A 25,954-nucleotide genomic window follows, 5' to 3' on the forward strand; every position below is an offset into this window, starting at 1 on the left:
AATCCTGATTCGTCAAACTGGCAAGAATGCAAACGGGCTTAAAACAGGGTCTACCGCCGCATCACCAAATGGATGGAATTCTATAAGACCCGCGCAGGAACGCCTACCACTATGCAGCCTCCTACAACATCAGCCACGACTGCCGCCCCCGCACCAACCAATACATCAGCGCCGAGTACTACCAGCTGCTTTACGCAAGCGCCTATTCCTACCCATGCGCGATCACCCACCTCGACCCCACCGGCAAGCCGAGCACCTGGGCTGATATGAACGGCTTCTGCCAGAACGCAATCGTGATCGACACTGCATCCGGTGTTTAGAATCCCGCCCAACCCCACGCTGGAGCCGGCATTCACTACAGCCCCTGCAAAAATCACTGTACCCGCAGCCACACTGGCGTGGCGGCTGACATGAGCTGCAGGATGAATGAGCGTCACCACAACAGCTCCTCGCTGAATGAGTGCGATAAGCTTCTGTTGGCGAATATTGTTATTGCCAATAGCGACAACAACACCCTCGAATTCACCGATACGCTCAAACAACTCGCTGCCTGTGCCCACCACCTCCCAGGGACCATTGGTGGTTCGTGAAGGCCATGCATCATCAAAGAAAACAATATCTGACCAGCCACAACACTCAGCAGTATCGGCGACTACTTTGCCATGACCACTTGCGCCAAGTATTGCAAGCTTTTTCATTCCTGGTTGCCCGTAAATTTGGACATAGTGGCTTCTCCACTAGCGCTGATACCGTCTTTTTTTACGACTTTCTTGATCGTCAGAGCGATAATTTTCAAATCTAGCCATAGGGAGCGATTCTCGACATACCACACATCTAGTTCGAATTTTTCTGGCCAGCCCAGTGCGTTACGCCCATTGATTTGGGCCCAACCCGTAACGCCTGGCCGGACCTGGTGTCGAAGGTACTGGCGCGTGTTATAGAGCGGCAGATACTCCATTAACAACGGCCTAGGCCCTACTAGACTCATCTCGCCTTTAAGCACATTCCAAAGCTCCGGTAATTCATCCAGGCTGCTGGAGCGTAGGAAACTGCCAAATGGAGTCATCCGTAGCACATCAGGCAATGGTGCGCCATCGCGACTATATGCATCACGCATGGTACGGAATTTGACCATTTCAAAAGGCTTTCCACCACGCCCGGGACGAACCTGTCGGAATAACACTGGTCCCCCTAACCGGCGCTTGATCAGGATTGCCACGATAACTATTACCGGGGACAGAACGATCAAGCCCACCAGGGCACCGACGAAGTCAATTACTCTCTTCATCTGGTGGGCTCACATGCTTCGTCGAGGCACTGTGCCAGGTTTCTGGCAAGCTTATCGAAACCATGCTCGATTTCGACGTAGTGGCGCCCCGCACGCCCCATCTTTACCCGCTCGGCGCTTGAAAGCCTAGACACTCTGACAATCGCCTCAGCCAGCGCCTTGGGATTACCTGGCTCAACCGTATATCCGGCACCAGAATCTTCTATGGGGTTATTACCTGCATCGCAGCAAAAAAGAACTGGACGCTGGCCCGCCATGAAATCGAACAATTTGTTCGAGCTGATCCCATACTTGAACACTGGTGCATTGATTAGATTGAAAACAAAGGCATCCGCTTCCGCGGCCAGTGCCGGAATTTGCCGTTTAGGAACAGGGTCTTCGAAACTTACACGCCTAAGGCCCAACTCACTGGACAGGTTAAGCAAGTCTACCTTGCACGGCCCGTTGCCAATAATTCGCAGTTTAACATGCGACATTTCAGGATCGGCTTCGATGATTTTTTGCGCGCGCAACACATTATCGAGCCCATTGGCTGAGCCATGAGCCCCAAAGTACATCAGCGTGAACTCATCACCAACGGCCTTTTCCTCAGGGCGAGGAAAATCTTCAAGATCGACCCCGTTTGGAATCCAAACAATCTTCTTTGGATCGATTCCCATAGGGACGATGTATTCATGCGCCTTAGGCAGCAATACGACAATCCGCTTGGCACGTTTGTAGAGCCACTTTTCCAATACGCGAAGCGAACGAGCAATTATACTTTTGCGCTCTAACCGCCCCATATCGATCAGCGTTTCCGGCCATAGGTCCCGCACTTCGAATACGAAAGGAACTTTATATCGCCAAGCAAGCATGGCTCCAGCGGCTGCCGCAAAGGGATGAACGCTAGATCCAATGATGACATCAGGTTTGTTCAGTGCGGAAAGCCTGCCTGGCCTAACAACCTGCCAAGAGTATTCGAGCATGTTGCGCATCCGCGCGGTACCATTGCCCTTGTACTCAGACGTTTTTAGCCATAGAAACGGAATGCCGGCATATTCATCAAGTCTGGAGGCTTGAGAAACTTCAAGACGCTGTCGGCCAGACTGATGCTCTACACTGGCCGCAATAATCGAAGCCCTCCAACCATGAGCAGGTAAGTTCTTCGCCAGTTGATAGTGACGCGTGCCACCTGCACCACCTGGCTCTTGCGCGTAGTGGTTAAGAATCCAGACATTCTTCATGCCGAAAGATCCTCTACAAGGCGTCGTACGATCAGTTCTGCGGCATTGCCGTCACCGTAAGGCTGGACAGCTTGACCCTTAGTGCCCACCGCTGCACGAATAGCTGCTGCAACTTCTTGCGACGACTTCGGTGATACCAGGCGATTCCATCCGGATTCGACCAATTCTATCCACTCAGTTTCATCCCGTAACGTGACGCAGGGGACGCCATAGAAGAACGCCTCTTTCTGAACTCCGCCGGAGTCAGTGGCAATGAGTGCGGCATGCTTCTCGAGCTGAACCATATCCAAATAACCAACTGGGTCGATCAGGTGCAGATTCTGAGGTATATCATCCAATTGCCCACGTTTCTCCAAAACCGCTCTGGTACGTGGATGCACTGGCCACACGATCGGCAAATCGGTAGACAGGTCACGGAATGCTTCGACGATCGAGGTAAGCCGAGCCGGATCATCGGTATTTTCTGCCCGATGAACTGTCGCCAGTACAAAGCCAGCTTCTTTGAGGCCGAGTTTAGACATTACGCGCCCGCTGGCGTCAACACGTCTGCCATGGAACTTCGCGACGTCATACATGACGTCTCCGACTGGAATTATGTTGGCTCTATTTACACCTTCTTTTGTTAGATGCTCTGCCGCCGTCACGGTAGGGGTAAACATCCAACGAGAAACCCTATCGGTCAGGATACGGTTCACTTCCTCAGGCATAGCAATATTGAAAGACCGCAGCCCGGCTTCCACATGCGCGACGGGAATATGCAACTTCACGGCGGCCAACGCTCCCGCTAATGTGGAGTTGGTGTCGCCGTACACAAGTACAATATCAGGGCGCTCGAGAAGCAAAACCTTTTCAACTTCAATCAGCATCCGCCCAGTCATATCACCGTGACTACCACCATGAACATCTAGATGATAGGTCGGCGCACTCATACCCAGTTCATGGAAGAATACATCAGACATATTAAAGTCAAAATGTTGACCCGTATGAACGACAATTTCTTCGATTCCCGGCAGCGTGGAAATAAAATGAGAAACGACACTTGCCTTGATAAACTGGGGGCGCGCTCCAATTATTGTCAAAATCTTCATTTACTGCTTAACCTCTAACAAATCGGAGTAGAATAGGCAAAGCTTTTTTGCCTCGACGCCCCAGTTATATTTTTCAAGAACAGCTCGCTGGCCATTCCGACCCATCTCCTCCGCTTCCGCAGGGTGCGCGACCAGATAGTCGATTGTCCTGGCTATTTCCTGAGCGTTTAATGGGTCAACACAAACGCCACACTTACTGGAGTTAATGATATTTCGCCAGAGAGTGAAGTTAGAGGCAATCACTGGTAATCCAACAGCCATATACTCGAACATCTTTACTGGCAATGCATCCAAATAGTTCGGGGTAGGATGAAGTGTCACGAGGCCCGCCACTGAACCATCGAGTATCTCTTTAACACCTTGACGATCCAGCCATCCGAGATGGATAACCTTGCGCCATCCTGGCTCAGTCTTAACTGCCGACTCAAAGGCAGACTCAGTGAAAACGCCGCCGATTGAAAGGGATACACTGGGCGAGGCTAACCCTATCGCTTGGACGATCTCCCGAATACCGCGAATCTCTCCAAGCCCGCCAATATAAACGACTTGCGCTTTTTTATTTGACCAGTCTACCTTGCCACCAGACAGCTCCCCTATAATAGGATAGTTATTGATGTCAAGTGCGCGAACACCGATAGCCGAAAATTTATCGCGTATGTAGGGGGTCGCCGCCAAAACTGCATCAAGCTTTCGACATGCCCATGTTTCGTAAGCAGAGAAAATTTTCGATATAAGGACCCTTGAAACCTTATTTAAATAAGGCTTACCCAATATCTGCTTGGGAACATCTTCATGCGCGTCGAAAATCACCTTCTTTCCAAGCGCTTTCAATTTCAGCCCGGCGGGGATGAGCTCAGGATCGTGCAAATGATAGACATCAGCATTAAGTTCCGCTGCTCTTTTGCGAATGATTTTGGTCGTCTTAAATATTCTATTTAGGCGCCCCTGCAACTTCCCAACATCGATAAAAGTAACGCCTTCCTTGACCTCATCACCTTTGCCGTCCGCAACAAGAAAATATACCTCATGCCCTTCTTTGACAAGAGTTCTGCATTGCTTTTGAAAGATACGAACATCGTAACGAGAGTGGACGGATGACACATGAGCAATTCTAGCCATGTTATTTATCCCTCAACTCAAGAGTAAACATTTATGCGCCGCCCCAGAATCCGCTGAACTACGTTCTGAAGCTTTTTCATGCAGTTCTTGCGCGAATCCCAATTATTAAAATCAGAATAATCATGTATGGGTGCACCCATCAGCGCTTCAAATTCCGAAGTGGAAATTCGCATCTTTTTGCAAAAATACTCAATATCATACTGCAGCTCATCAAGGTCGTACAATGGTTGTGCCAATCTCTCAAGGGCCTCTTTACGAGTCAGCTGACCAGAGAGGATCATGCTGGAGTAATGCAACTTTCGCTTATCATAACCAAATTTTTTGGGGAGATAATAATTTTGGAACAGCTTCGTAAAAATAGACTCTCCATGTTTATGGGCATAGGAGCGATAGCCAATCGTCTCCTGCAAATACAGTTCCGCCTTGGACTTGTCATAATTCATGTAGTTAAGCGGACGCACAGTCCGCATACCTTTGACAAACGGATACCAGAAGTAGTACTCCAAGAAGCTGATGGTTTTATAATCTTGCAACGGCCGCTCACCATACTTCTTATGAATTGCCTTGAGATTGATCGCATCCATCGCACTGCCATGCCAGGTATCAGGAAACACCGCTTCAGTCGCGAGATTCCCACCACTCAAAATATATTTGATATTATTCTGCACAGCAAAACGGTACATACTGGAAAAATATGCGTGATCTTGCGGCACATCTTGATTGGCAACGGCGGCCTTCATATAAGACAATTGCAGCTCGCGAACTTCTTCCCAGTTCATCACATGGGTATGCAGGTCATACCCGCAATACTTAATGATTTTTTCTATATTGCTGACAGCCAGCTCACTATTCCAGCCTGCATCCACATGCACCACGAGTGGACGTAACCCGAAGTCCTTGACCTTCAGGGCTAAGTAGGAGCTGTCCACTCCGCCACTAAGGCCAATGATGCAGTCATACTCTTTGCCGGCGCCCTCTTTCTTGATCTGATCGACGATCTTCTGGAGACGCTGTTCACCACTAGCATCGGTAAACAGTTGCTTGGATTGGACATTGTCGAACTTGTGGCAGTGATTGCACACTCCCGCATCATCGAACACGATTTCAGCGTCAGATGTATCCATGACACAGCGCGAACAGACCTTCACCACTACCCACCTCCAAAACGTTTTCATCGGCCTGCCTGATTGGACAACCCAGCAGCAGGCCCGATTTGTATGGCAATCAAGGCAGCGAAGAGCCTGTAAAGCCGAAGGGCTTCCAAGAGACGCTGCCTTTGAGAAAATTCATTTTTGCTTATCCAGCACTCAACTTGTTGATGTCTGGATAACTGATCAGTACGGCGCGATGCTTGCCGTGGAACACAAAAAGGCTGCCTGCCGCCACGGCAGAAATGCCAGTACGGTCAAAAAGCTCAATCAGGTCTGCCGTGGAAGCAGCGCCACCGCAAGCGATGACAGGTACGTGCACCTCAGAAACAACGCTTTCTACCAGCGCAGTATCGAAACCCTTCTGTGTGCCGTCACGGTCGACTGAGTTCAGGAAGATTTCGCCAATCCCTGCCGCCTCAAGCGTTTGGGCCCATTCGACCGGGGAGCGTTTGGTATCTTTTGTGCCGTTTTCCGAGTATACAGAATACCCGCCCCAGAAGCCCTTCCGGCAATCCATGGCCCCCACGACGCTTTGCGACCCGAACTTGTCGGCGATTTGACGGATCAGCGAAAGGTCGGCGAGCGCAGCCGTATTGATGGAAATTTTCTCGATACCGAGGGCAAACACCTTCTCGGCATGCTCCAGGGTTTTGATCCCCCCCCCATAACAAATGGGCATGAAACACTCACCCGCCACCTCGGCGATCAATTCGTAGTTGGGCTCACGGTTGAGTTTTGAAGCCTCAATGTCGAGCAACACCAGCTCATCGACTTCCTTCTCGTTGAAGATCCGGATGGCATTGATGGGATCGCCGACGTACTTCGGCTCTTTGAATTTCACGGTCTTGACCAGGCCGCGATCCTTAAGCAACAAGCAGGGAATTACGCGCCTCCTGACCATCAGACCAACTCCACGAAATTCTTGAATAGTTGCATACCAAATTTGTGACTTTTTTCCGGATGGAATTGGAAGCCCAAAATATTGTCCCTGACCACTGCGGCGGTAAACTGTTGATCGTAGTTAGCGGTCAGCAAGGTGTTCTCCGCATGTCGCGGCAACATGTAATAACTGTGGACAAAATAAAAACGGCTCAGCTGATTGAGCCCCGTCAGAATTGGGTGCTGCAACCGAGGAGTAACTTCATTCCAACCCATGTGTGGCACCTTGCGCCCCTCACGCTTCTCGAAACGGACAATGTCCATGTCGATCCAGCCAAGGCCAGGCTCGATGCCCTCCTCAGAGCCATTGCCAAGCATCTGGCTGCCGAGGCATACACCCATTACCGGCTTTTGCTTGCCCAGCACCTGCTCATTCAACACCTCGATCAGGCCGCTTTTTCGCAGTGTCTGCATCCCAGCGTCGAAAGCGCCCACCCCTGGCAGAATGAGTTTGTCCGCCTGCTCGATATCCTCACGACTGTTCGATGCCTTGGCTTTGGCGCCCACTCGCTTCAGCATGTTCAAGACCGAGGCGATGTTCCCTACACCATAATCAACAACAACGATCACTTGGCATCTCCCTTGGTGCAGTAGAAGGACATCCAGAAATAAATGAAATACATGATTGCATAGCCCATGGAGTAGAACCACAACACCGAATCCACGGTATCCGGCAGGGTGAAGCAGGCAAACGTCAAGGCCAGCAGGGTTAGCTGCCACACCAAGTCCAGATTCTGCCGCTGCGCGATATAGATCGTGTAACTCAGGGGGCTGACGACGAACCGCATGTAGAACAGCGGAATCATCAACACGGCATAGCGCCCTGATTCAGCCCAGGCGTCGCCAAATATGAAACTGAACGCCCATTCACCTACGAACCAGAAGGCTACGAAGGGGGGGAGCGCTAGTACTGCGAGTAGCTTGAAGGTCTTGATGAAGATGCCGCGGCAGCTTCCCGTCTCCCGATAGTCACGGGCAGCTTGCTCCTTGAAAACATCAAGTACCGAGGCGGCTAGCAGGGAGATAGGAGCGCCCATGATCTTCAGTGTCAAAGCGAACCAGCCCGCACTCTCTCCGCCGAACTTCGCTGCCAACAGCACGATCGGAATCTGGCTGGCGACCGTGTTGATCAGGTCTGCGGGCAAGGAAAACTTGGGGAAGTTTATGTACTTCACCGCGCTTTGCCTCACCGCGCGCCAAGGCGTCGCGGCACAGGCAACGATCAACGGTTTACCAACCCAGATAGCCGCCAGCGCCGTGGCAACGATGACGCCGAACAATTGGCCATAAATAAGACCCGAGACACCGCCTAATAAATATGCGGCGGACACTTGGGCGACTGCGATGCAGGCAGCAAGGCTGATGCGCGCGCCTCCCAGCCTGTTGAAGGACTGTTGGAAGGTAAGAAGGGACAAGACCAGTTTGTTTGCACCTAAACCCAACGAAACGATTGCCAGGGCCAACCAATAATCACCCACTACAGCAGGCAGTGCCTCCATAAAAGGCGCCGCCAATACAAGACCGCCAGCTACTAAAATGGTAATTGATAGGATGAGTAGCAATATGAGCTTGATCACGGCATGAAAATCGTTTTCCGCCTTAGTGGCGAAGATTGCCAACTCATAGCGCCCGGTGACCATCACCGCAAAAATGGTAGCGAACGAAAGCCAGGCACTAAAATCACCCATTTCGGCAGGGGAATACAGACGAACCAGCAGCAGGGTGACGCCGATGGTAATCAGTTGAGCGCCAAGTGTGCCCACCAATACTCGCGCCACGCGCTTGATGAAGATTGCGCTCATCGCTTCACACTCCAAGATATCTTGAACGGGAAGGAGATAAGCACAAAGAATGGTCTAGCCTGCGAATCCCTCCGCCACACAGCCCCGCACTGGCAAACGCCAGAATCAACAGATACAACCCGACATCGACAGACTTGTTGGCCGCGCCCATATACTCATGGAGAAGAACCATGGAATAAGTGTTCACCCACAGAGCAGCGGCAAAGCAGGCGAAAACCAAAACGGTATCCACCAGGACAGACCTGTCGGCCCGAGCAAGTATGTACATCCGTCAGCTCGTCAACGCAGCACAAATGGTATCGATGGAAACTTTGTCCAGATAGGGATGCATAGGCAGACTCATCACGCGAGTGGCAACCTTGTCACCAACTGGCAACGACGATGCTTCGTCCGCCACTGCAGGTTGCTTGTTCAGTGGGATAGGATAATGCACGGCAGTCGGAACGCCGGCGGCCTGCAATCGTTTCTGGACAGCATCCCGATCGTCCACTTGCACGGTATATTGCGCGTAGGCGCTGATATTGCCTGCCTCGATGAAAGGGGTAGTGTCGACGCCCGCCTGCTTGAGGGCCACATCGTACCAACCCGCCACTTGCTGACGCAGCGCAATCTCCTCTTCGAAAATTTCAAGCTTGGGCAACAGAATGGCCGCTTGCAGGGTATCCAGTCGGCTGTTCACCCCAACCCGGATGTGGTGATAACGGCGATCCTGGCCATGCCGGGCAATTTGGCGAATGACAGTAGCCAGCGCTTCGTCATTGGTAAAGATCGCACCGCCATCGCCATAGCAGCCCAACGGCTTGCTAGGGAAGAAGCTGGTGCAGGAAACGGTCGTGAGGTTGCACGAACGCTTGCTTTTGTACGAAGCACCAAAGCTCTGAGCCGCGTCCTCGATCACTGGGATGCCATGTTTGGCCGCAATGGCGTTGATCGCATCGTAATCAGCACACTGGCCGTACAGCGAGACCGGGATAATCGCCTTTGTGCGCGGAGTAATCGCCGCCTCCAACAATTGTGGATCAAGGTTGTAGGTACGTGGGTCGATGTCTACGTAGACAGGCTTGGCACCCAGCAACGCAACTGTTTCGGCAGTGGCTATATAGGTGAAGCCCGGTGTGATCACCTCGTCGCCAGGGCCAATGCCCAAGGCCATCTGCACGATCTGCAGAGCATCGGTGCCGTTTGCGCAACTGATGCAGAACTTGGCGCCGGCAAAGGCGGCCAGGCGCTCCTCCAGTTCCTGCACTTCTGGGCCGAGAATGTACTGGCCGTGGCTCAAGACACGCTGGATGCCGGCATCGATCTTGTCCTTGATACGTGCTTGCTGACTTTTCAGGTCAATGAATTCAATCATGCTCAGGCATCCGTCTTGTTCAAAAGTTTTCCGTTCAGCACGTAGCGCGCCCCCGTATGCGAGCAGAAGGCCTCGCCCTGCCCGTTCAACTGCAATTGCTCGCCAAATTCGCTCATCCAGCCAATCTGCCGTGCGGGCACACCCACCATCAATGCATAGGCCGGTACATCCTTGTTGATGACCGCACCGGCACCGACGAAGGCATATTCACCAATGGTAACGCCGCAGACGATGGTGCAATTGGCGCCAAGCGTCGCGCCCTTTTTTACCAGCGTATCGAGGTACTGGTCCTTGCGCTCGATCAGCGAACGCGGATTATAGACATTGGTGAAGACCATGCTGGGGCCACAGAACACGCCCTCTTCCAGCGTGACATTGTCGTAGACCGACACATTGTTCTGGACCTTGCAGCGGTCGCCGATCACGACTTTGTTGCCCACAAACACATTCTGACCGAGCGAAACGCCGACACCGATGCGGGCGCCCCCGCAAACATGGACAAAGTGCCAGACACGGGAGTTTTCACCGATCTGCGCGCCCTCATCGATGATCGCGCTTGGGTGCTGATAGTAATTCATGGCGTCAGACTCACATTGGACTGAGGTTGATCGAAAGCTCGCTGCAGTTGCTCGGCAGCATAGTGCCCATAACGACTTGCACCCACCTCGTTGAGGTGGTGGCTGTCACGGTAGATGAGCAAGCCTTGCTGATAAGGCGCAGAGGCAAAGAAGCTGCTATTGGAAAAGTCCAGGAAACGCACACCAGGCGTGCGGTCGACAATGGCCTGAACTTGCTGGTTAGCAACCTGCCACTCGTGATTGAATGTCAATGGCGCCGGCAGGCCAAGCTCGGTAAAACGCCTTAGCCGCTGTACGTCTGTTTCAAACATTGGTATCTGAGCAAGCACCACGATGTGTTTATGGGCTCCTGCAGTATCGACGAGAAATTCAGCAAACGCCTTGGCGAATGCTTGGCTCTGCATCTGGTACTGCCACATGCCTGCGACGATCACCCGCTCCACCTTCGGCAACTCACGAGCCACGGCCTCGATCTGCGCGCGGCAAGGCTTTTGCGCCCACGCTGGCAGGCGTTCAAAGTCGAAGCCGGGGATAGGCACGCAACTGCTGGCAGTGAGCACACGGTAAGCGACGCCCTGCTCTTCGCCCACCTGGTCGAAGAAGTAGTTCAATTGGGCAGCATGGCTATCGCCAATGACCAGGACGGACACTTCGGCATCCGCCTTGCCTCGCTTGCACGCGCCCACTTGGGTGCCATGGCAGATAAGCTCTGGAGCAGCATAACGGGTGAGTTCCACAGGCAACGGAGCGACCAGCGAGGCGTTGACACGTTGCCCCCCCCACGCCACCAGCACGACCACAGCACCGGTTACAGCCCACTTGGGCACCTGGCGCATGCCGGAAGCGTTTCTGGCGGGTGTTTCGACCAAGCGATAGGAAAGCCATGCCAGCAGTACAGAGCTGGCCACGAAAATCGGCAACCATGCAGCCGTCAGCTCGTACTGCCCCGTGTAATAGCGAATAAACGCCAGCACCGGCCAATGCCACAGGTACAACGAATAGGAAATGCCGCCGATCCAGACCATCGGCCGAGTGGCCAGAAACGCGCTGACCGGACCACGCCGGGCGACGATGAGCAGCCCTGCCGCGACACAAGGCAGGATGGACCAGAAGCCTGGGAAGTGTTGCTTATCGATAGCCAGCACCGCCCAAGCCAGCAGGATTGCGCCCAGCCCACCGAACACGCTTGCCAGTAACATGGGTAGCTCGCGCTGGCGCATCAGCAAGGCAACGATGGCACCGACCATAAACTCGGGAATCCGTGCCGACAGGGCAAAGTACATCCCATCTTGCGATTCGCCCAGTCCACGGTAGCCGCTCCAGGCAAACAGACTGGCGGCTAGCAAGGCAAACGCCATGAGACGCCACTGCTTTGGCAAGCAAATGACCAGCACTGGGAAGAACAGATAGAACTGCATCTCGATGGCCAAGGACCAGGTATGCAGAAGCGGCAACTCATCGGCCCGCGGCGCGAAATAACTGCCGAAGCCAGAGAAGTACTGGTTGCTGGTAAACAGCGCCGAGGACTTCAGGCTGTTGAGAAAAAATGCAAAGTCATCAGGCAGAAACAGAAGCGCGGACAGCGCGCACACCACCACCAGCATGACGAAATACGCCGGCAGAATACGCTTGATGCGGCTGGCATAGAATGAAACAAGATCGACCTTGTCGCTTCGCTCGGTCAACAATGCCGTTATGATGAAGCCAGAGATGACAAAAAAGATGTCGACGCCAACATAGCCGGCTTTCAGCCAGCCACTATTGGCGTGATAAAGCATGACCGCCAGCACCGCGATTGCACGCAAGCCCTGAATATCGAGACGAATACTGCGCGCGTGGCGCATCGCACCCGCTTCATTTGACTTGTTGAAATTATCGTTCGACACGCTGGTTTGCGATCCTGCTTGGGAAATTTGAAAACGGGTGGCGCAAAGCCACCCGTGTTGTCTCACCGGTCAGCGAGAAAGGGCTTGGACGAACGGATGCGCTTCGTTGTCCGCTGCCACGACGATGGCCGCACTGCGAATGGTATTGACCGTCTCCACGCAGTGGCGAGCATCCTCGATGCCATAACCACGACCAGCCAGGATTTCCTCGTAGCTGGTGGTGTGCAGGTCAGTGAAGCCTTCGGAGAACTCCATTTCCTCACCGTTGACGGTAATCGAACGGTAAGTCGGCTTCTTGCCCTTCACCGATTCAGGCAGGTCGTTGGCGTCGACCGACAGGAACCAGCGTACGCGTGCTTTCTCGTACTCCAGGTAACCGGCCGCCTTGTGTTCGGAAGTGAAGTGCACAACGTTACGCTGCAGCTTGCCGAAGATGAAATGCAGCATGTCGTAGAAGTGCACGCCGATGTTGGTGGCTACGCCGAACGACTTGCGTGGGTCACCTTTCCAGCTTTGCAGGTACCACTTGCCGCGGGAAGTAATGTAGGTCAGGTCGACTTCGTACTTGTGCGGGTTGTTCTCGCGGGCAACCTTGTCCTTCAAGGCAATAATTGCCTGGTGATGGCGCAGTTGCAGGATGTTGAGCAGGCGCTTGCCGGTTTCCTGCTCGATCAGGGCCAACTGGTCCAGCTGCTGCGGGGTCGGCACCAGCGGTTTTTCGCAGATCACGTCACAGCCCAGGCGCAGACCGGCGGCAATGTGCGGTTGGTGCAAGTAGTTAGGCGAGCAGATCGACACGTAATCCAAGGCGGTCGCTGGGTCGCGCTTGAGGCTGTGAGCGTGATCAAGGAAGAACTCGAACTCGGTAAAGAATTCGCTTTGCGGTGAAATGCTGTCGATGATGCCTACCGAGTCATTGATGTCATAAGCGGACACCAATGTATTGCCGGTATCCTTAATGGCGCGCATATGGCGTGGGGCGATATATCCGGCGGCACCAATTAGAGCAAAACGTTTCATCCAGAACTCTCCTGTCATCAAGCTTTGATAATATTCGATTGAGGGGCGCGATACTTACCACGACTATCGATGATCAGTTGAGCCTGTTGACTGATAAGCTCATAGTCGAACTTATCGTGGTCGGTGGCCAGGATGACAGCATCATAAGCCTTTAGGACTTCAGCGGTCAGAGGCTCACTGGAAAGGTCGAAGTGGTGCTCGCGCATCTTCGGGAACTTCAAGACGTGCGGATCGGAATACCCTACGATGCCTCCTTTGGCCTCGATCAGTTCCATGATTTCAACCGAAGGCGACTCACGCATATCGTCTACGTTCTTCTTGTAGGCGATACCAAGCACCAGAATTTTGCTGCCTTTCAAAGGCTTGCCACGCTCATTCAGGCCGTCCATCAACTTGCTCAGAACGTACTCTGGCATGGCTTGGTTGACTTCACCCGAAAGTTCGATAAACCGTGTGTGCAAACCATACTCACGGGCTTTCCAAGTCAGATAGAACGGGTCGATTGGAATGCAGTGACCACCAAGACCGGGGCCCGGATAGTAGGCAGTAAAGCCGAAGGGCTTGGTTGCAGCGGCGTCGACTACTTCGAAAATATCAATGCCCATGCGGTCTGCGACCACTTTCATCTCATTCACCAAGCCGATATTGACCGCGCGGTGGATATTTTCCAGCAATTTGGTCATTTCAGCTGCTTTGGTGGAGCTAACCTGTACAACCTGGTCAATCGCGTGCTCATAGAGAGCGACACCGACCTCGAGGCACGCGGGCGTGTGCCCACCGATTACCTTTGGAATGGTACGGGTTTCAAAGTTTGGATTGCCCGGATCTTCGCGCTCCGGAGAATAAACCAGGAAGATATTCTCGCCAACACGTAATCCTTTCTCCTGGACACGCGGCAGCAGTTCTTCTTCTGTAGTGCCCGGGTAAGTTGTACTTTCAAGAGAGACGACCTGACCAGCCCTTAAATAAGGCTTTATCGCATCAGTCGTATTTATCACGAAACTCATATCGGGTTCGCGATATTTATTTAATGGTGTCGGCACGCAGAGAATCAGCGCATCACATTCCGGCACACGAGTAAAATCGGTAGTGGCTTCAAATCCACTCCGGCAAGCGGCTTCGATTTTTTCGCCAGGAATGTGCTCAATGTAGCTTTTGCCTGAGTTCAGCAGATCAACTTTTGAACTATCAATATCAAGCCCAATGACTTTGAACCCAATCGCATTATAACGCAGCATCAAAGGCAGGCCGACGTACCCAAGACCGACGATACCGATGACGGCCTCTTTTGCTTTAAATTTGGCGACGCTCGCCTGCTTTATGCTCGACATCCAACTCTCCATTTAACTTGTCAAAATCATCTAATTCATCAGAGCTATGGATCAGGCCTGAATCTGCCTGCCCCCTACCATTGCACAACAGGTAAACCTCCGTCTCAGCCCGCCGGACGGATGCTGGACGCTTTCACCTCAGCTCCTGCCGAAAACTCATTATAGGGCAGCACCTCCGGCACCTACCGCCGGCCCTCCAGATGTCTCACCATGGGCTGATTTCAATACACCACAGGCCTGTTGCTACCGGCTTCTGAGCGGCACGTTCATCCCGCACCACCACAAACCGCCATTATGCCTGTTGTGTAGCAAAATGGCTTTCCTGGATTGCACTTTACTGAGTTCTGGTTAGCTTGGCTTGCTTCAGTTAGCCGGTTTGCTTTTTGACATCATTATGATATCTAACCACTGAAGACGGCCCCGCCGGCATACCTCATGACGACAACAGACGAGGTTTCACCGCCTATTCAAACCATGCACCTCTATCTCGCTGTCAACCTCCAGCCCAATTTAAAACCACCACCCATTTCTAATTTATTCGGACCAATAAAAAACCCGTCTTTACGAAGAGGATCCTCATAAAGACGGGCTTAAATAATCACTCGGAGCTATCTCTAAGGAGCCACAAAAATACTTTAGAATCGAGAAATTGATCATCTCAACTCTTCAGTTGCTGCCCCTTACTCCGAATAACCGAAAATCGAATTAACGCTATGAAGCTACCCAGCATTCCGCCAGCAATAATACCCAGCAGCAAAATAAAAGCCTTTCTTGGCTTGATTGGGCTTTGCGGCACCTCAACGCTACCGTCTTGCCGATAAACCGAAATGCTTTCCGGATCAATATTCAACTTACGGTAAAAACTGTAGCGCATTTGGAGCGAACGTAAATCCGATATGAAAGCATCGTCAGAAGCTCTCGACTCCAGCGCCCTCACTTCCGCAGCCAAGGCCTTGCTGCCTCGCCGGTAATCCATTTGATTGCCCATCTCTACGGTTATATCAACAGCCGCGGTAGAGTTTATACTCGGGCCGGTGAGACCAATTGCTTCGGCGATCTTCAATGCTTCGCGCAATTGCTGAATCCGATCCTCACGTATTCGCTGTGCAGTTTCGCGCAAACCGACAATACGCTGCTCCAGATTACGTGCCCTTACCGAGGCTTCAGCCGTAACGTTCTTGATCAGCTCTGACTCAGCCGCTTCACTGGCGCGCGCCACATAAGCCTTCGCCCACTCCGTAGCTCGAACGGGACCCCCCCCCTGGACCGTTACCGAATAGCGGTCCGGCGTATCTTTACCAGGCCCTTTTATCACGAGCTCTCGAGAGAAACGCTCATACAAGCGATCAAGTGCACCCTTTCGCTCGGACTCATCAAGTGAAGGAAGATAAACCTCATTGAAAAATGTCTGACGAAGAGACTCCCCCTGTAGATTTCGGGCAAATACGTCATAGACATGCTTGATGGAATAAGGCTCCAGCTCAGTACTTTTCCCTCGACCATAGTTCAACTCAGCAATGCCGTTCTGAGTGGGTGGCATGATAAAAAGCTGGGCTTGATAAACCGGCTTACTGAGATATGCATAAGCTGCCGCACCCACGGCAACCAACAAGGTGACCGCAAGGATCAACAACTTTTGCCCCCATAGCCCACGCGCAAGAGCAATCAAATCGATCTCATCGGTGCCTTGGGTTTCAACACGATTATTTGGCATGGGTGATCCCGCCCCCCTCTTTTGGCATTGCGTCTACAGACACATCGAACTCACTAAAAGGCAAGACAGGCACAGCGATAAACTGAATCAAGTTAAATTTGAACAAAACGCACCCAAAGTCAGAAAAAATTGTTGGCCGTGATCCTTACACCAAGACTACTGGGCTCACACATCCATTATTTCGGCCTTCTACGCATCCCTAGAAACCACGCAAGCGACGGCCCGACTACCATACCAGCGAGAAGCGCCAGGATCACGAACACCGAGACAGGAAGCTGCGGAGCTGACCAGCCCAGAAACAGCAGTGCCACTGGCTGGTTGTTTTCAAGCACGAACAGGACGATAGCTGAAGCCACGAGCAGCGCAAGTACGACAAGGGCCAGGCGTTTAAAGTTCCGCATGAGAATTCCTCTGTTTTGGCGCTCCGTCAGAGCTCATCCCCCTCCTCCTCATTCACCCGATCCCTAAGCTCTTTACCCGGCTTGAAATGAGGAACGAACTTCCCATCAAGACTGACGGACTGACCCGTTTTGGGATTGCGCCCAACCCGCGGAGCGCGGTAATGCAGGGAAAAGCTGCCGAAACCACGGATTTCGATACGATCTCCCGTAGCCAGGCATTGGGACATTTGTTCAAGCATGGTCTTGATGGCCAGCTCCACATCCTTGGATGAGAGTAGCCCTTGATGGGTGACAATTCGTTCGATCAACTCCGACTTCGTCATATTTTTCCCTTCTTTTTCAAGCAGCTAGGAAAATCGCTTGAAAAGGTTTTAGCATGACCGGAGGGATTTGAACAGCCCAAGTATTGACATTCTTCTTGACTCCCCTACCGCCTCTTTCCGCGCAAGCAGGGAGATGCTACCGACAGATGACCAGCATCGTTCGAGTCACATAGCCTGCCGGATTGAAACCAAAGGGATACCAATCTTCATCCTTCGCGTCGTCGGATCGGGTAATCACCTTGTAGCCAGCACCTTTACACTCCCTTGCAGCTCTCTTATGGCACTTCTCCCAGCCGGAACCCAATCCCGAGCAGTCGACCTCGATACCGCTGACACCACGCACTGCGTGGGTCTTGGCGCTTGTAGAGCAACCCGCCAGCATCAGGACGACCAACACCAGAAAGAACTTGTTCATTCAGATCCTTTAGGTAGAGAGCCTGGCCCCATTACGCACACAAGCCGGAACCCCCTTGGATAGATTATTGATCTGCTTCATAAAAGAGACACTCCGGTTGAGGGGTTGGTTTCGTAGCATCTCGAATGGTCGCAGTTTGGCAGCGCTTATGGGAGTCGGAAAAATCTGAAAATATCGCAGGCACAAAAAAGGGCGACCGAAGTCGCCCTTTTTCTATGGTCTGACAGAACTCAGTTCTGTTTTTCCATTTGTGCACGCAGCAGGTCGCCCAGAGTGGTAGGACCAGCAGCAATGTCAGAGGTAGCTGGCTTGTCGCGCAGGCTCTGGATTGCTTCTTTCTCTTCAGCATCGTCTTTCGACTTGATGGAGAGCTGGATTACGCGGCTCTTGCGGTCAACGCTGATGATCTTGGCTTCTACTTCTTCGCCTTCTTTCAGAACGTTGCGCGCGTCTTCAACGCGGTCACGGCTGATTTCGGAGGCTTTCAGAGTCGCTTCGATATCGTCGGCCAGAGTGATGATGGCGCCTTTGGCGTCAACTTCTTTCACGATGCCCTTAACGATTGCGCCTTTGTCGTTCTCTTGAACGTACTCGGAGAACGGATCGCTTTCCAGTTGCTTGATACCCAGGGAGATACGCTCGCGCTCTGGGTCAACCGACAGGATAACGGTGTCCAGCTCGTCGCCCTTCTTGAAACGACGTACGGCTTCTTCGCCCACTTCGTTCCAGGAGATGTCGGACAGGTGAACCAGGCCGTCGATGCCGCCGTCCAGACCAATGAAGATACCGAAATCGGTGATCGACTTGATGGTGCCGGAGATTTTATCGCCCTTGTTGAACTGGCCAGAGAAGTCTTCCCATGGGTTGGACTTGCACTGCTTGATGCCGAGGGAGATACGACGACGCTCTTCGTCGATGTCCAGAACCATGACTTCCACTTCGTCGCCGACTTGTACGACTTTCGAAGGGTGGATGTTCTTGTTGGTCCAGTCCATTTCGGAAACGTGTACCAGGCCTTCAACGCCTTCTTCCAGCTCAGCGAAGCAGCCGTAGTCGGTGAGGTTGGTAACACGAGCGGTGACGCGGGTGCTTTCTGGGTAACGGGCTTTGATAGCGACCCATGGATCTTCACCCAGTTGCTTGAGACCCAGGGAAACACGATTGCGCTCGCGATCGTACTTCAGAACCTTGACATCGATCTCGTCGCCAACGTTGACGATTTCCGAAGGATGCTTGATACGCTTCCAGGCCATGTCGGTGATGTGCAGCAGGCCATCGACGCCACCCAGATCGACGAATGCGCCGTAATCGGTGAGGTTTTTGACAATACCCTTGACCTGCTGGCCTTCCTGCAGCGATTCCAGCAGAGCTTCACGCTCGGCGGAGTTCTCGGCTTCCAGGACACTGCGACGGGAAACGACAACGTTGTTGCGCTTCTGGTCCAGCTTGATGACCTTGAATTCCAGCTCTTTGCCTTCCAGGTGCGTGGTATCGCGCACTGGACGGACGTCAACCAGGGAACCTGGCAGGAACGCACGGATGCCGTTAACGTCGACAGTGAAGCCGCCTTTAACCTTACCGTTGATAACGCCCTTGACCACTTCCTCAGCTGCGAAAGCCGCTTCCAGAACGATCCAGCATTCAGCGCGCTTGGCTTTTTCACGGGACAGCTTGGTTTCACCAAAGCCATCTTCAACCGAGTCCAGCGCAACGTGAACTTCGTCACCGACGTTGATGTTCAGTTCGCCAGCGTCGTTGTAGAACTGCTCAAGCGGGATGAGTGCTTCAGACTTCAGACCAGCGTGAACGGTTACCCAGCGAGCTTGGTAATCGATATCAACGATAACACCGGTGATGATGGAGCCTGCCTGAAGGTTCAGGGTTTTCAGGCTTTCTTCAAAGAGTTCCGCAAAGCTTTCGCTCATTTTAATTCCTGTTGATTAGGGCGAAGAATACGCCCGCCTCCACATCCCAGACGATGTGGGTTAGTTTCATATAAAAGAAGCATCGCAGGACTATGACTGGTCCCCTGCGAAGCTTCCTGGTCACCCGGCGATATCGCGAATGGCGATCTCGCTCATGATGCGTTGCAGCACCTGATCGATGGACAACTCCGTGGAATCCAGCTGTATCGCGTCGGCCGCCGGCTTGAGCGGGGCTACTGCGCGCTGGGTGTCACGCTCATCGCGTGCACGGATCTCATCTAGCAGACTCGACAGACTAACATCCTCGCCCTTGCCCTTCAACTGCAAATATCGGCGACGCGCCCTCTCCTCCGCACTGGCGGTGAGGAAAATCTTCAACGGTGCATCGGGGAAAACCACTGTGCCCATGTCTCGACCGTCAGCCACCAGCCCCGGCGACTCCTGGAAGGCGCGCTGGCGCTGCAGCAAGGCTTCGCGCACTGCCGGCAGCGCGGCGACCTGGGAGGCTCCGGCACCGACGCTTTCGGTACGAATGACGTCGCTGACCTCATCGCCTTCCAGAATGATGCGCTGGAGCTGACCGTCGGTCGCCGCAATGAATTGCACGTCCAGATGAGCGGCCAGTGCCTTGAGCAGTTCTTCGTTGGTCAGGTCGACGCCGTGGTTGCCGGCGGCGAACGCCAGCAGACGGTACAAGGCACCCGAATCAAGCAGGTTCCAGCCCAATTGCCTGGCCAGGATCCCGGCGACGGTGCCCTTGCCCGAACCGCTTGGGCCATCGATGGTGATGACCGGTGCCTTGATATTCACGACTGTGCCTCTTGCGCTACTCGGATACCGACCTGTGCACACAGCGCCAGGAAGTTCGGGAACGACGTCGCGACGTTGGCGCAATCATGGATGCGAATCGGCGCGCTAGCGCGCAAAGACGCCACACTGAAGGCCATGGCGATACGATGGTCACCGTGACCATGGACTTCGCCGCCGCCGATCTGGCCGCCGTCGATGATGATGCCGTCCGGCGTTGGCTGGCACTTGACGCCAAGGGCGAGCAAGCCATCTGCCATCACCTGGATGCGATCCGATTCCTTGACCCGCAGTTCTTCGGCGCCCGTCAATACGGTGCGCCCTTCTGCACAGGCGGCCGCCACGAACAGCACCGGAAACTCGTCGATGGCCAGCGGAACCAGCGCTTCCGGAATCTCGATACCCTTGAGTTTAGCTGCTCGTACGCGCAGGTCCGCCACGGGTTCGCCGCCGACTTCACGCTGGTTTTCCAGGGTGATGTCAGCGCCCATCAAGCGCAGGATGTCGATCACGCCGGTACGGGTCGGGTTGATGCCGACGTGCTCGAGCACCAGGTCGGAACCTTCGGCGATCGAGGCGGCCACCAGGAAGAATGCCGACGACGAGATGTCGCCCGGCACTTCAATGTGGGTCGCAGTCAGCTTGTTGCCAGACTCGACGGACGCCGTGGCACCATCGACCGTGACCGGGTAGCCGAAGCCGCGCAGCATGCGCTCGGTGTGGTCGCGGGTCGGGGCCGGCTCGGTGACGGTGGTCTTGCCTTCGGCGTAGAGACCCGCCAGCAGCAGGCAGGATTTCACCTGGGCGCTAGCCATCGGCATGGTGTAGGTCAGGCCCTTGAGCTTGTTGCCACCACGGATGATCATCGGTGGACGACCGTCGGCGGCAGTCTCGATGACCGCGCCCATTTCCCGCAACGGGTTGGCGACGCGATTCATCGGGCGCTTGGACAGCGAGGCGTCACCGGTCAGGGTGCTGTCGAAGTCCTGCGCGGCCAGCAGGCCGGACAACAGGCGCATCGAGGTCCCGGAGTTACCCAGGTAGATTGGCCCCGGGGCAGGCTTGAGACCATGCAGGCCGACACCATGGATGGTCACGCGACCGTGGTGCGGACCTTCGATGACCACCCCCATGTCGCGAAACGCTTGCAGCGTCGCCAGGGCGTCTTCGCCCTCGAGGAAACCTTCCACCTCGGTCACGCCGTCGGCCAGGGAGCCGAGCATGATCGAACGGTGGGAAATCGATTTATCGCCCGGTACACGAATACGCCCGCTCAGGGAGCCACCAGGTTGTGCCAGGAAAATCAGATCGTTGGAGTTCATAGCGTCCACATAGGCCCGACGGGCCAGGATTTTACTGAAATGCTCGCGGGCCACCCTGGCGCGTGTGAAAACGCCCAGCAATTGGTGCCCGTCCCCTGCATCGACCGCGTCGCGCAAGGCGTCGAGGTCGCTGCGAAATGTATCGAGTGTGCGCAAGACAGCTTCGCGGTTGGCGAGGAAGATGTCGTGCCACATGACCGGGTCGCTTCCAGCGATTCTCGTGAAATCGCGGAAACCGCCGGCAGCGTAACGGAAGATCTCAAGATTTTCATTGCGTTTGGCCAACGAATCCACCAGGCCGAACGCCAACAGGTGCGGCAAGTGGCTGGTGGCCGCCAACACTTCATCGTGACGCTCGACCTGCATGTGCTCGACATCAGCGCCCAGTTCGCGCCACAAACGATCCACCACCGCCAGCGCGGCTGGATCCGTCTGGTCCAGCGGCGTGAGGATCACTTTGTGGCGACGAAACAGTTCGGCGTTGGAGGCTTCCACCCCGCTCTGCTCAGAACCGGCAATCGGATGGCCGGGCACGAAGCGCGCCGGCATCCCGCCGAAGGCCTCGGTGGCCGCACGTACGACGTTGCCCTTGGCACTGCCGACGTCGGTCAGGATCGCTTGCCCCAGGTTCATGGTGGCCAGGCGCGCCAGCAGTTTTTCCATGGCCAGGATCGGCACCGCCAGTTGGATCACGTCCGCGCCCTGGCAAGCGATCGCCAGGTCATCCTCGCAGCGATCGACCACCCCCAGCTCCACCGCCAGCTTGCGCGACTGCGGATCCAGGTCGACACCGACCACCTCGCGGCACAGGCCGCTTTCACGCAAGCCCTTGGCAAACGAACCGCCAATCAACCCCAGGCCGACCACCACCAGGCGACCGATCATAGGGGCAGCAGGTTGCAGCGAAGTGACATCAACCACGAGCCAGAACCTTGCTCAACGCCTCAAGGAAACGGTTGTTCTCCGCTGGCAGGCCGATGGTGATGCGCAGGTGGTTCGGCATGCCGTAGTTGGCCACCGGACGCACGATCACGCCTTCGCGCAGCAGCCCCTGGTACACCGGCGCGGCGACACGCCCCAGGTCGACGCAGATGAAGTTGCCTTTAGATGGAATCCAGCTCAGACCCAGCTCCCGGAACCCCACTTCCAACTGCTGCATGCCGGCCACGTTCAGGCGACGGCTTTCCGCCAGGTAGGCCGCATCCTGCAATGCGGCGCAGGCGGCTGCCAGGGCGAAGCTGTTGACGTTGAACGGCTGGCGCACGCGGTTCAGCACATCGGCCACCACGGCGGTGGACAGGCCGTAGCCAACCCGCAGCGAGGCCAGGCCGTAGGCTTTCGAGAACGTGCGCGAAACCAGCAGGTTCGGGTAGGCCGCGAGGAAATCCAGGCCATCGGGCAAATCGCTGCCTTCGGCATACTCGATGTAAGCCTCGTCCAACACCACCAGCACGTGCGCGGGCACGTCTTGCAGGAAGTCGTCCAAGGCCTGGGCGTCGAACCAGGTGCCAGTCGGATTGTTCGGGTTGGCGATGAAAACTACGCGGGTGTTGGCGTCGATGGCAGCCAGCATGGCCGGCAGATCGTGCCCCCAGTTCTTGGCGGGAACCACGTGGGCATCGGCGCCGACGGCCTGGGTCGCGATCGGGTAGACCGCAAACGCGTGCTCGCTGAACACGGCGTTGAGACCTGGTGCCAGGTACGCGCGCGCCACCAACTCAAGAATGTCGTTGGAGCCATTGCCCAGCGTCACTTGGTTGAGCTCGACACCACAGCGCTCGGCCAGCAGGCTTTTCAGCGCAAACCCATTGCCATCGGGGTAACGGGTCAGCTCGGCCAGTTCGTCGCGGATCGCCGCCAGCGCCTTGGGGCTCGCGCCCAACGGGTTTTCGTTGCTCGCCAACTTGACGATGCTGGCCGGATCCAGGTCCAGCTCGCGGGCCAGTTCGTCCACGGGCTTGCCCGGAACGTAAGGCGAGAGTTGTTGCACGCCTGGCTGAGCCAGAGCGAGGAAGTTGCCACTCATTTGCTATCCGCCCTTAAAGAACTGCCTTGGGGTAGGAACCCAGCACCTTGAGTGCCACTGCTTCCTGACTGATTTTCTCCAGCACACCTTTTACCAGCGGATCGCGGTGGTGGCCGACAAAATCGATGAAGAACACGTAGGTCCATTTACCGCTGCGCGACGGACGGGTCTCGATCCGCGTCAGGTCGATACCGTTGTCGTGGAACGGCACCAGCAGTTCATGGAGCGCGCCGGGCTTGTTGCTCATGGACACGATGATCGACGTCTTGTCGTCGCCGGTCGGCGGTACTTCCTGGCTGCCGATCATCAGGAACCGCGTGGAGTTGTCCGGGCGATCCTCGATTTTCTCGGCTAGGCGAGTCAGCCCGTAGAGGCCGGCCGCCATATCGCCAGCGATCGCCGCCGAGTTCCACTCACCCTTGACCCGCTTGGCCGCTTCGGCGTTGCTCGATACCGCCACGCGCTCGACATTCGGGTAATGGGCGTCCAGCCACTTGCGGCACTGGGCCAACGACTGGGCGTGGGAATAGATCCGGCTGATGCTGTCGGTCTTGGTGTTCTCGCCGACCAGCAGGTGATGGTGGATGCGCAGCTCGACTTCGCCGCAGATCACCATGTCATGCTCGAGGAAGCTGTCCAGCGTGTGGTTGACCGCGCCTTCGGTGGAGTTTTCCACCGGCACCACGCCAAAATTCACCGCGCCGGCGGCGACTTCACGGAACACTTCGTCGATGGCAGCCATCGGTTTGCTGATCACTGCGTGACCGAAGTGCTTCATGGCCGCTGCCTGGGTGAAGGTGCCTTCCGGGCCCAGGTAGGCGATTTTCAGCGGCTGCTCGAGCGCCAGGCACGACGACATGATTTCGCGAAACAAGCGCGCCATCTCTTCGTTGCCCAGCGGCCCCTTGTTGCGCTCCATGACACGCTTGAGCACCTGAGCTTCACGCTCAGGACGATAGAACACCGGCACTTCGCCTTCGGCCAGGGAGGCCATCTTCACCCGGGCGACTTCCTGGGCGCAGCGCGCGCGCTCGCTGATCAGCTCCAGGACCTTTTCGTCCAGGGCATCGATGCGCAGGCGCAGCGCCTTGAGTTCTTGCTCAGACATCAGCCATGTTCCTTCTCGAACTCTGCCATGTAGGCGATCAACGCATTGACGGCGTTGATGTCGACGGCGTTGTAGATGGAGGCACGCATGCCACCGACCGAACGGTGGCCCTTGAGGTTCAGCAGGCCACGCTCGTCGGCACCGGCCAGGAACGGCTTGTCCAGACGGTCGTCGGCCAGGCGGAACGGCACGTTCATCCACGAACGATCGGTCTTGTTGATCGGGTTGCTGTAGAGACCGCTGGCGTCGATGAAGTCATACAGCGTGCGCTGCTTCACTTCGTTGAGCTTGCCAATGGCTTCGACACCGCCCTGCTCTTTCAGCCATTCGAACACCAGGCCGGACAGGTACCAGGCCAGGGTCGGCGGGGTGTTGTACATCGAGCCGTTGTCAGCCGCGACCTTGTAGTTGAGCATGGTCGGGCACAGGGAACGGGCACGCCCCAGCAGGTCTTCACGGATGATGTTGACCAGAATGCCGCTTGGGCCGATGTTTTTCTGGGCGCCGGCGTAGATCATGCCGAAACGGGAGATATCCACAGGGCGCGAGAGAATGTCCGAGGACATGTCGGCCACCAATGGCACGTCGCCAGTTTCCGGGATCCAGTTGAATTCCAGGCCACCGATGGTTTCGTTCGGCGCGTAGTGAACGTAGGCCGCGTCCTTGGACAGGTTCCATTCGTTCTGGCCGGGGATCGCGAAATAGTCGTAGGGCTTGGCGGTGGCAGCCACGTTGACGTGACCGTAGCGCGAAGCTTCTTCGATGGCTTTCTGCGACCAGATACCGGTATCGATGTAGTCGGCCTTGCCACTTTCCGGCAGCAGGTTCAACGGGATCTGGGCGAACTGCTGGCTGGCGCCGCCCTGCAGGAACAGCACCTTGTAATTGGACGGGATGTTCAGCAGATCACGCAGGTCCTGCTCGGCCTTGGTGGCAATGGATACGAACTCATCGCTGCGATGGCTCATTTCCATGACCGACAGGCCCTTGCCGTGCCAGTCGAGAAGTTCACCCTGGGCACGCTTCAGGACCGCCTCAGGAAGCGCCGCCGGGCCGGCACAGAAGTTATAGGCTCTCTTGCTCACATCCAATCTCGCTCTGATCTGGTGGTTCACGCAATTAATACGGTATCAG

Annotated in this window: 24 protein-coding genes; all 24 read right to left on the reverse strand. The window is 55.1% G+C overall.

The window, feature by feature from the left end:
* Positions 1-80: 80 nt before the first annotated feature.
* Positions 81-698, reverse strand: a complete 618-nt coding sequence (locus B0E42_RS04320) for an acetyltransferase (protein WP_018602996.1) — start codon at positions 696-698, stop codon at positions 81-83.
* Positions 695-1,288 carry a sugar transferase gene (locus B0E42_RS04325; protein ID WP_053178541.1) on the reverse strand — a complete coding sequence of 198 codons (594 nt, stop codon included), beginning with the start codon at positions 1,286-1,288 and terminating at the stop codon, positions 695-697. The genes B0E42_RS04320 and B0E42_RS04325 overlap by 4 nt, the downstream gene beginning before the upstream one ends.
* Positions 1,285-2,511 carry a glycosyltransferase family 4 protein gene (locus tag B0E42_RS04330; protein ID WP_018602992.1) on the reverse strand — a complete coding sequence of 409 codons (1,227 nt, stop codon included), beginning with the start codon at positions 2,509-2,511 and terminating at the stop codon, positions 1,285-1,287. The genes B0E42_RS04325 and B0E42_RS04330 overlap by 4 nt, the downstream gene beginning before the upstream one ends.
* A complete protein-coding gene (gene wecB, locus B0E42_RS04335) occupies positions 2,508-3,599 on the reverse strand; it encodes a non-hydrolyzing UDP-N-acetylglucosamine 2-epimerase (protein WP_053178540.1) in 1,092 nt (363 codons plus the stop codon). The genes B0E42_RS04330 and wecB overlap by 4 nt, the downstream gene beginning before the upstream one ends.
* Positions 3,600-4,718 carry a glycosyltransferase family 4 protein gene (locus B0E42_RS04340; protein WP_053178539.1) on the reverse strand — a complete coding sequence of 373 codons (1,119 nt, stop codon included), beginning with the start codon at positions 4,716-4,718 and terminating at the stop codon, positions 3,600-3,602.
* 17 nt (positions 4,719-4,735) lie between these two features.
* The gene (locus B0E42_RS04345) at positions 4,736-5,869 is read right to left on the reverse strand and encodes an N-acetyl sugar amidotransferase (RefSeq protein ID WP_139353098.1); all 1,134 of its coding nucleotides are present in this window, start codon (positions 5,867-5,869) and stop codon (positions 4,736-4,738) included.
* A 145-nt stretch (positions 5,870-6,014) separates the two neighbouring features.
* Positions 6,015-6,770 (reverse strand): AglZ/HisF2 family acetamidino modification protein, encoded by a 756-nt coding sequence (locus tag B0E42_RS04350; protein WP_053178537.1) that lies wholly within the window; start codon positions 6,768-6,770, stop codon positions 6,015-6,017.
* Complete coding sequence (gene hisH / locus B0E42_RS04355; RefSeq protein WP_018602982.1) at positions 6,770-7,378, reverse strand: imidazole glycerol phosphate synthase subunit HisH; 609 nt, start codon at positions 7,376-7,378, stop codon at positions 6,770-6,772. The genes B0E42_RS04350 and hisH overlap by 1 nt, the downstream gene beginning before the upstream one ends.
* On the reverse strand, positions 7,375-8,610 hold the full coding sequence (locus B0E42_RS04360; RefSeq protein ID WP_053178536.1) for an oligosaccharide flippase family protein: 1,236 nt from the start codon (positions 8,608-8,610) through the stop codon (positions 7,375-7,377). The genes hisH and B0E42_RS04360 overlap by 4 nt, the downstream gene beginning before the upstream one ends.
* Before the next feature lie 271 nt (positions 8,611-8,881).
* Positions 8,882-9,964 (reverse strand): DegT/DnrJ/EryC1/StrS aminotransferase family protein, encoded by a 1,083-nt coding sequence (locus B0E42_RS04370; RefSeq protein WP_053178534.1) that lies wholly within the window; start codon positions 9,962-9,964, stop codon positions 8,882-8,884.
* A gap of 2 nt (positions 9,965-9,966) precedes the next feature.
* A complete protein-coding gene (gene wbpD, locus B0E42_RS04375; RefSeq protein ID WP_018602974.1) occupies positions 9,967-10,542 on the reverse strand; it encodes a UDP-2-acetamido-3-amino-2,3-dideoxy-D-glucuronate N-acetyltransferase in 576 nt (191 codons plus the stop codon).
* Entirely contained in the window at positions 10,539-12,386 is a 1,848-nt protein-coding gene (locus B0E42_RS04380; protein WP_053178533.1) for an acyltransferase family protein, read from the reverse strand. Before B0E42_RS04380 ends, wbpD begins: the two co-directional genes overlap by 4 nt.
* Positions 12,387-12,497: 111 nt before the next feature.
* On the reverse strand, positions 12,498-13,448 hold the full coding sequence (wbpB, locus tag B0E42_RS04385; protein WP_018602971.1) for a UDP-N-acetyl-2-amino-2-deoxy-D-glucuronate oxidase: 951 nt from the start codon (positions 13,446-13,448) through the stop codon (positions 12,498-12,500).
* A gap of 17 nt (positions 13,449-13,465) precedes the next feature.
* Positions 13,466-14,779 (reverse strand): UDP-N-acetyl-D-glucosamine 6-dehydrogenase, encoded by a 1,314-nt coding sequence (gene wbpA, locus B0E42_RS04390; RefSeq protein WP_018602969.1) that lies wholly within the window; start codon positions 14,777-14,779, stop codon positions 13,466-13,468.
* 658 nt (positions 14,780-15,437) lie between these two features.
* Positions 15,438-16,493 (reverse strand): LPS O-antigen chain length determinant protein WzzB, encoded by a 1,056-nt coding sequence (locus tag B0E42_RS04395; RefSeq protein WP_077505817.1) that lies wholly within the window; start codon positions 16,491-16,493, stop codon positions 15,438-15,440.
* Between the two features lie 176 nt (positions 16,494-16,669).
* On the reverse strand, positions 16,670-16,894 hold the full coding sequence (locus B0E42_RS04400) for a lipopolysaccharide assembly protein LapA domain-containing protein (protein WP_018602966.1): 225 nt from the start codon (positions 16,892-16,894) through the stop codon (positions 16,670-16,672).
* A gap of 26 nt (positions 16,895-16,920) precedes the next feature.
* Positions 16,921-17,217, reverse strand: a complete 297-nt coding sequence (ihfB, locus tag B0E42_RS04405; protein WP_003199243.1) for an integration host factor subunit beta — start codon at positions 17,215-17,217, stop codon at positions 16,921-16,923.
* A 136-nt stretch (positions 17,218-17,353) separates the two neighbouring features.
* Positions 17,354-17,632: a hypothetical protein gene (locus B0E42_RS04410; protein WP_018602958.1), complete on the reverse strand. Its 279-nt coding sequence runs from the start codon at positions 17,630-17,632 to the stop codon at positions 17,354-17,356.
* A 230-nt stretch (positions 17,633-17,862) separates the two neighbouring features.
* Positions 17,863-19,557 carry a 30S ribosomal protein S1 gene (gene rpsA, locus B0E42_RS04415; RefSeq protein ID WP_014337228.1) on the reverse strand — a complete coding sequence of 565 codons (1,695 nt, stop codon included), beginning with the start codon at positions 19,555-19,557 and terminating at the stop codon, positions 17,863-17,865.
* Between the two features lie 120 nt (positions 19,558-19,677).
* Positions 19,678-20,367 carry a (d)CMP kinase gene (gene cmk, locus B0E42_RS04420; RefSeq protein WP_077505819.1) on the reverse strand — a complete coding sequence of 230 codons (690 nt, stop codon included), beginning with the start codon at positions 20,365-20,367 and terminating at the stop codon, positions 19,678-19,680.
* Entirely contained in the window at positions 20,364-22,571 is a 2,208-nt protein-coding gene (locus B0E42_RS04425) for a bifunctional prephenate dehydrogenase/3-phosphoshikimate 1-carboxyvinyltransferase (RefSeq protein ID WP_024619547.1), read from the reverse strand. The genes cmk and B0E42_RS04425 overlap by 4 nt, the downstream gene beginning before the upstream one ends.
* A gap of 28 nt (positions 22,572-22,599) precedes the next feature.
* The gene (gene hisC / locus B0E42_RS04430) at positions 22,600-23,712 is read right to left on the reverse strand and encodes a histidinol-phosphate transaminase (RefSeq protein WP_077505823.1); all 1,113 of its coding nucleotides are present in this window, start codon (positions 23,710-23,712) and stop codon (positions 22,600-22,602) included.
* Positions 23,713-23,725: 13 nt separating this feature from the next.
* A complete protein-coding gene (gene pheA / locus B0E42_RS04435; protein ID WP_014337224.1) occupies positions 23,726-24,820 on the reverse strand; it encodes a prephenate dehydratase in 1,095 nt (364 codons plus the stop codon).
* A complete protein-coding gene (gene serC / locus B0E42_RS04440; RefSeq protein WP_041475799.1) occupies positions 24,820-25,905 on the reverse strand; it encodes a 3-phosphoserine/phosphohydroxythreonine transaminase in 1,086 nt (361 codons plus the stop codon). Before serC ends, pheA begins: the two co-directional genes overlap by 1 nt.
* Positions 25,906-25,954 lie beyond the last annotated feature (49 nt).

The organism is Pseudomonas sp. A25(2017), assembly GCF_002001065.1.
In the GTDB taxonomy this organism is placed as follows: domain Bacteria; phylum Pseudomonadota; class Gammaproteobacteria; order Pseudomonadales; family Pseudomonadaceae; genus Aquipseudomonas; species Aquipseudomonas kilonensis.

Coding starts and splice junctions, on each gene's coding strand:
- B0E42_RS04320 (WP_018602996.1), bottom strand. CDS start 698: ATGAAAAAGCTTGCAATACTTGGCGCAAGTGGTCATGGCAAAGTAGTC.
- B0E42_RS04325 (WP_053178541.1), bottom strand. CDS start 1,288: ATGAAGAGAGTAATTGACTTCGTCGGTGCCCTGGTGGGCTTGATCGTT.
- B0E42_RS04330 (WP_018602992.1), bottom strand. CDS start 2,511: ATGAAGAATGTCTGGATTCTTAACCACTACGCGCAAGAGCCAGGTGGT.
- wecB (WP_053178540.1), bottom strand. CDS start 3,599: ATGAAGATTTTGACAATAATTGGAGCGCGCCCCCAGTTTATCAAGGCA.
- B0E42_RS04340 (WP_053178539.1), bottom strand. CDS start 4,718: ATGGCTAGAATTGCTCATGTGTCATCCGTCCACTCTCGTTACGATGTT.
- B0E42_RS04350 (WP_053178537.1), bottom strand. CDS start 6,770: ATGGTCAGGAGGCGCGTAATTCCCTGCTTGTTGCTTAAGGATCGCGGC.
- B0E42_RS04360 (WP_053178536.1), bottom strand. CDS start 8,610: ATGAGCGCAATCTTCATCAAGCGCGTGGCGCGAGTATTGGTGGGCACA.
- B0E42_RS04370 (WP_053178534.1), bottom strand. CDS start 9,964: ATGATTGAATTCATTGACCTGAAAAGTCAGCAAGCACGTATCAAGGAC.
- wbpD (WP_018602974.1), bottom strand. CDS start 10,542: ATGAATTACTATCAGCACCCAAGCGCGATCATCGATGAGGGCGCGCAG.
- B0E42_RS04380 (WP_053178533.1), bottom strand. CDS start 12,386: ATGCGCCACGCGCGCAGTATTCGTCTCGATATTCAGGGCTTGCGTGCA.
- wbpB (WP_018602971.1), bottom strand. CDS start 13,448: ATGAAACGTTTTGCTCTAATTGGTGCCGCCGGATATATCGCCCCACGC.
- wbpA (WP_018602969.1), bottom strand. CDS start 14,779: ATGTCGAGCATAAAGCAGGCGAGCGTCGCCAAATTTAAAGCAAAAGAG.
- B0E42_RS04395 (WP_077505817.1), bottom strand. CDS start 16,493: ATGCCAAATAATCGTGTTGAAACCCAAGGCACCGATGAGATCGATTTG.
- B0E42_RS04400 (WP_018602966.1), bottom strand. CDS start 16,894: ATGCGGAACTTTAAACGCCTGGCCCTTGTCGTACTTGCGCTGCTCGTG.
- ihfB (WP_003199243.1), bottom strand. CDS start 17,217: ATGACGAAGTCGGAGTTGATCGAACGAATTGTCACCCATCAAGGGCTA.
- B0E42_RS04410 (WP_018602958.1), bottom strand. CDS start 17,632: ATGAACAAGTTCTTTCTGGTGTTGGTCGTCCTGATGCTGGCGGGTTGC.
- rpsA (WP_014337228.1), bottom strand. CDS start 19,557: ATGAGCGAAAGCTTTGCGGAACTCTTTGAAGAAAGCCTGAAAACCCTG.
- B0E42_RS04425 (WP_024619547.1), bottom strand. CDS start 22,571: ATGATCGGTCGCCTGGTGGTGGTCGGCCTGGGGTTGATTGGCGGTTCG.
- hisC (WP_077505823.1), bottom strand. CDS start 23,712: ATGAGTGGCAACTTCCTCGCTCTGGCTCAGCCAGGCGTGCAACAACTC.
- pheA (WP_014337224.1), bottom strand. CDS start 24,820: ATGTCTGAGCAAGAACTCAAGGCGCTGCGCCTGCGCATCGATGCCCTG.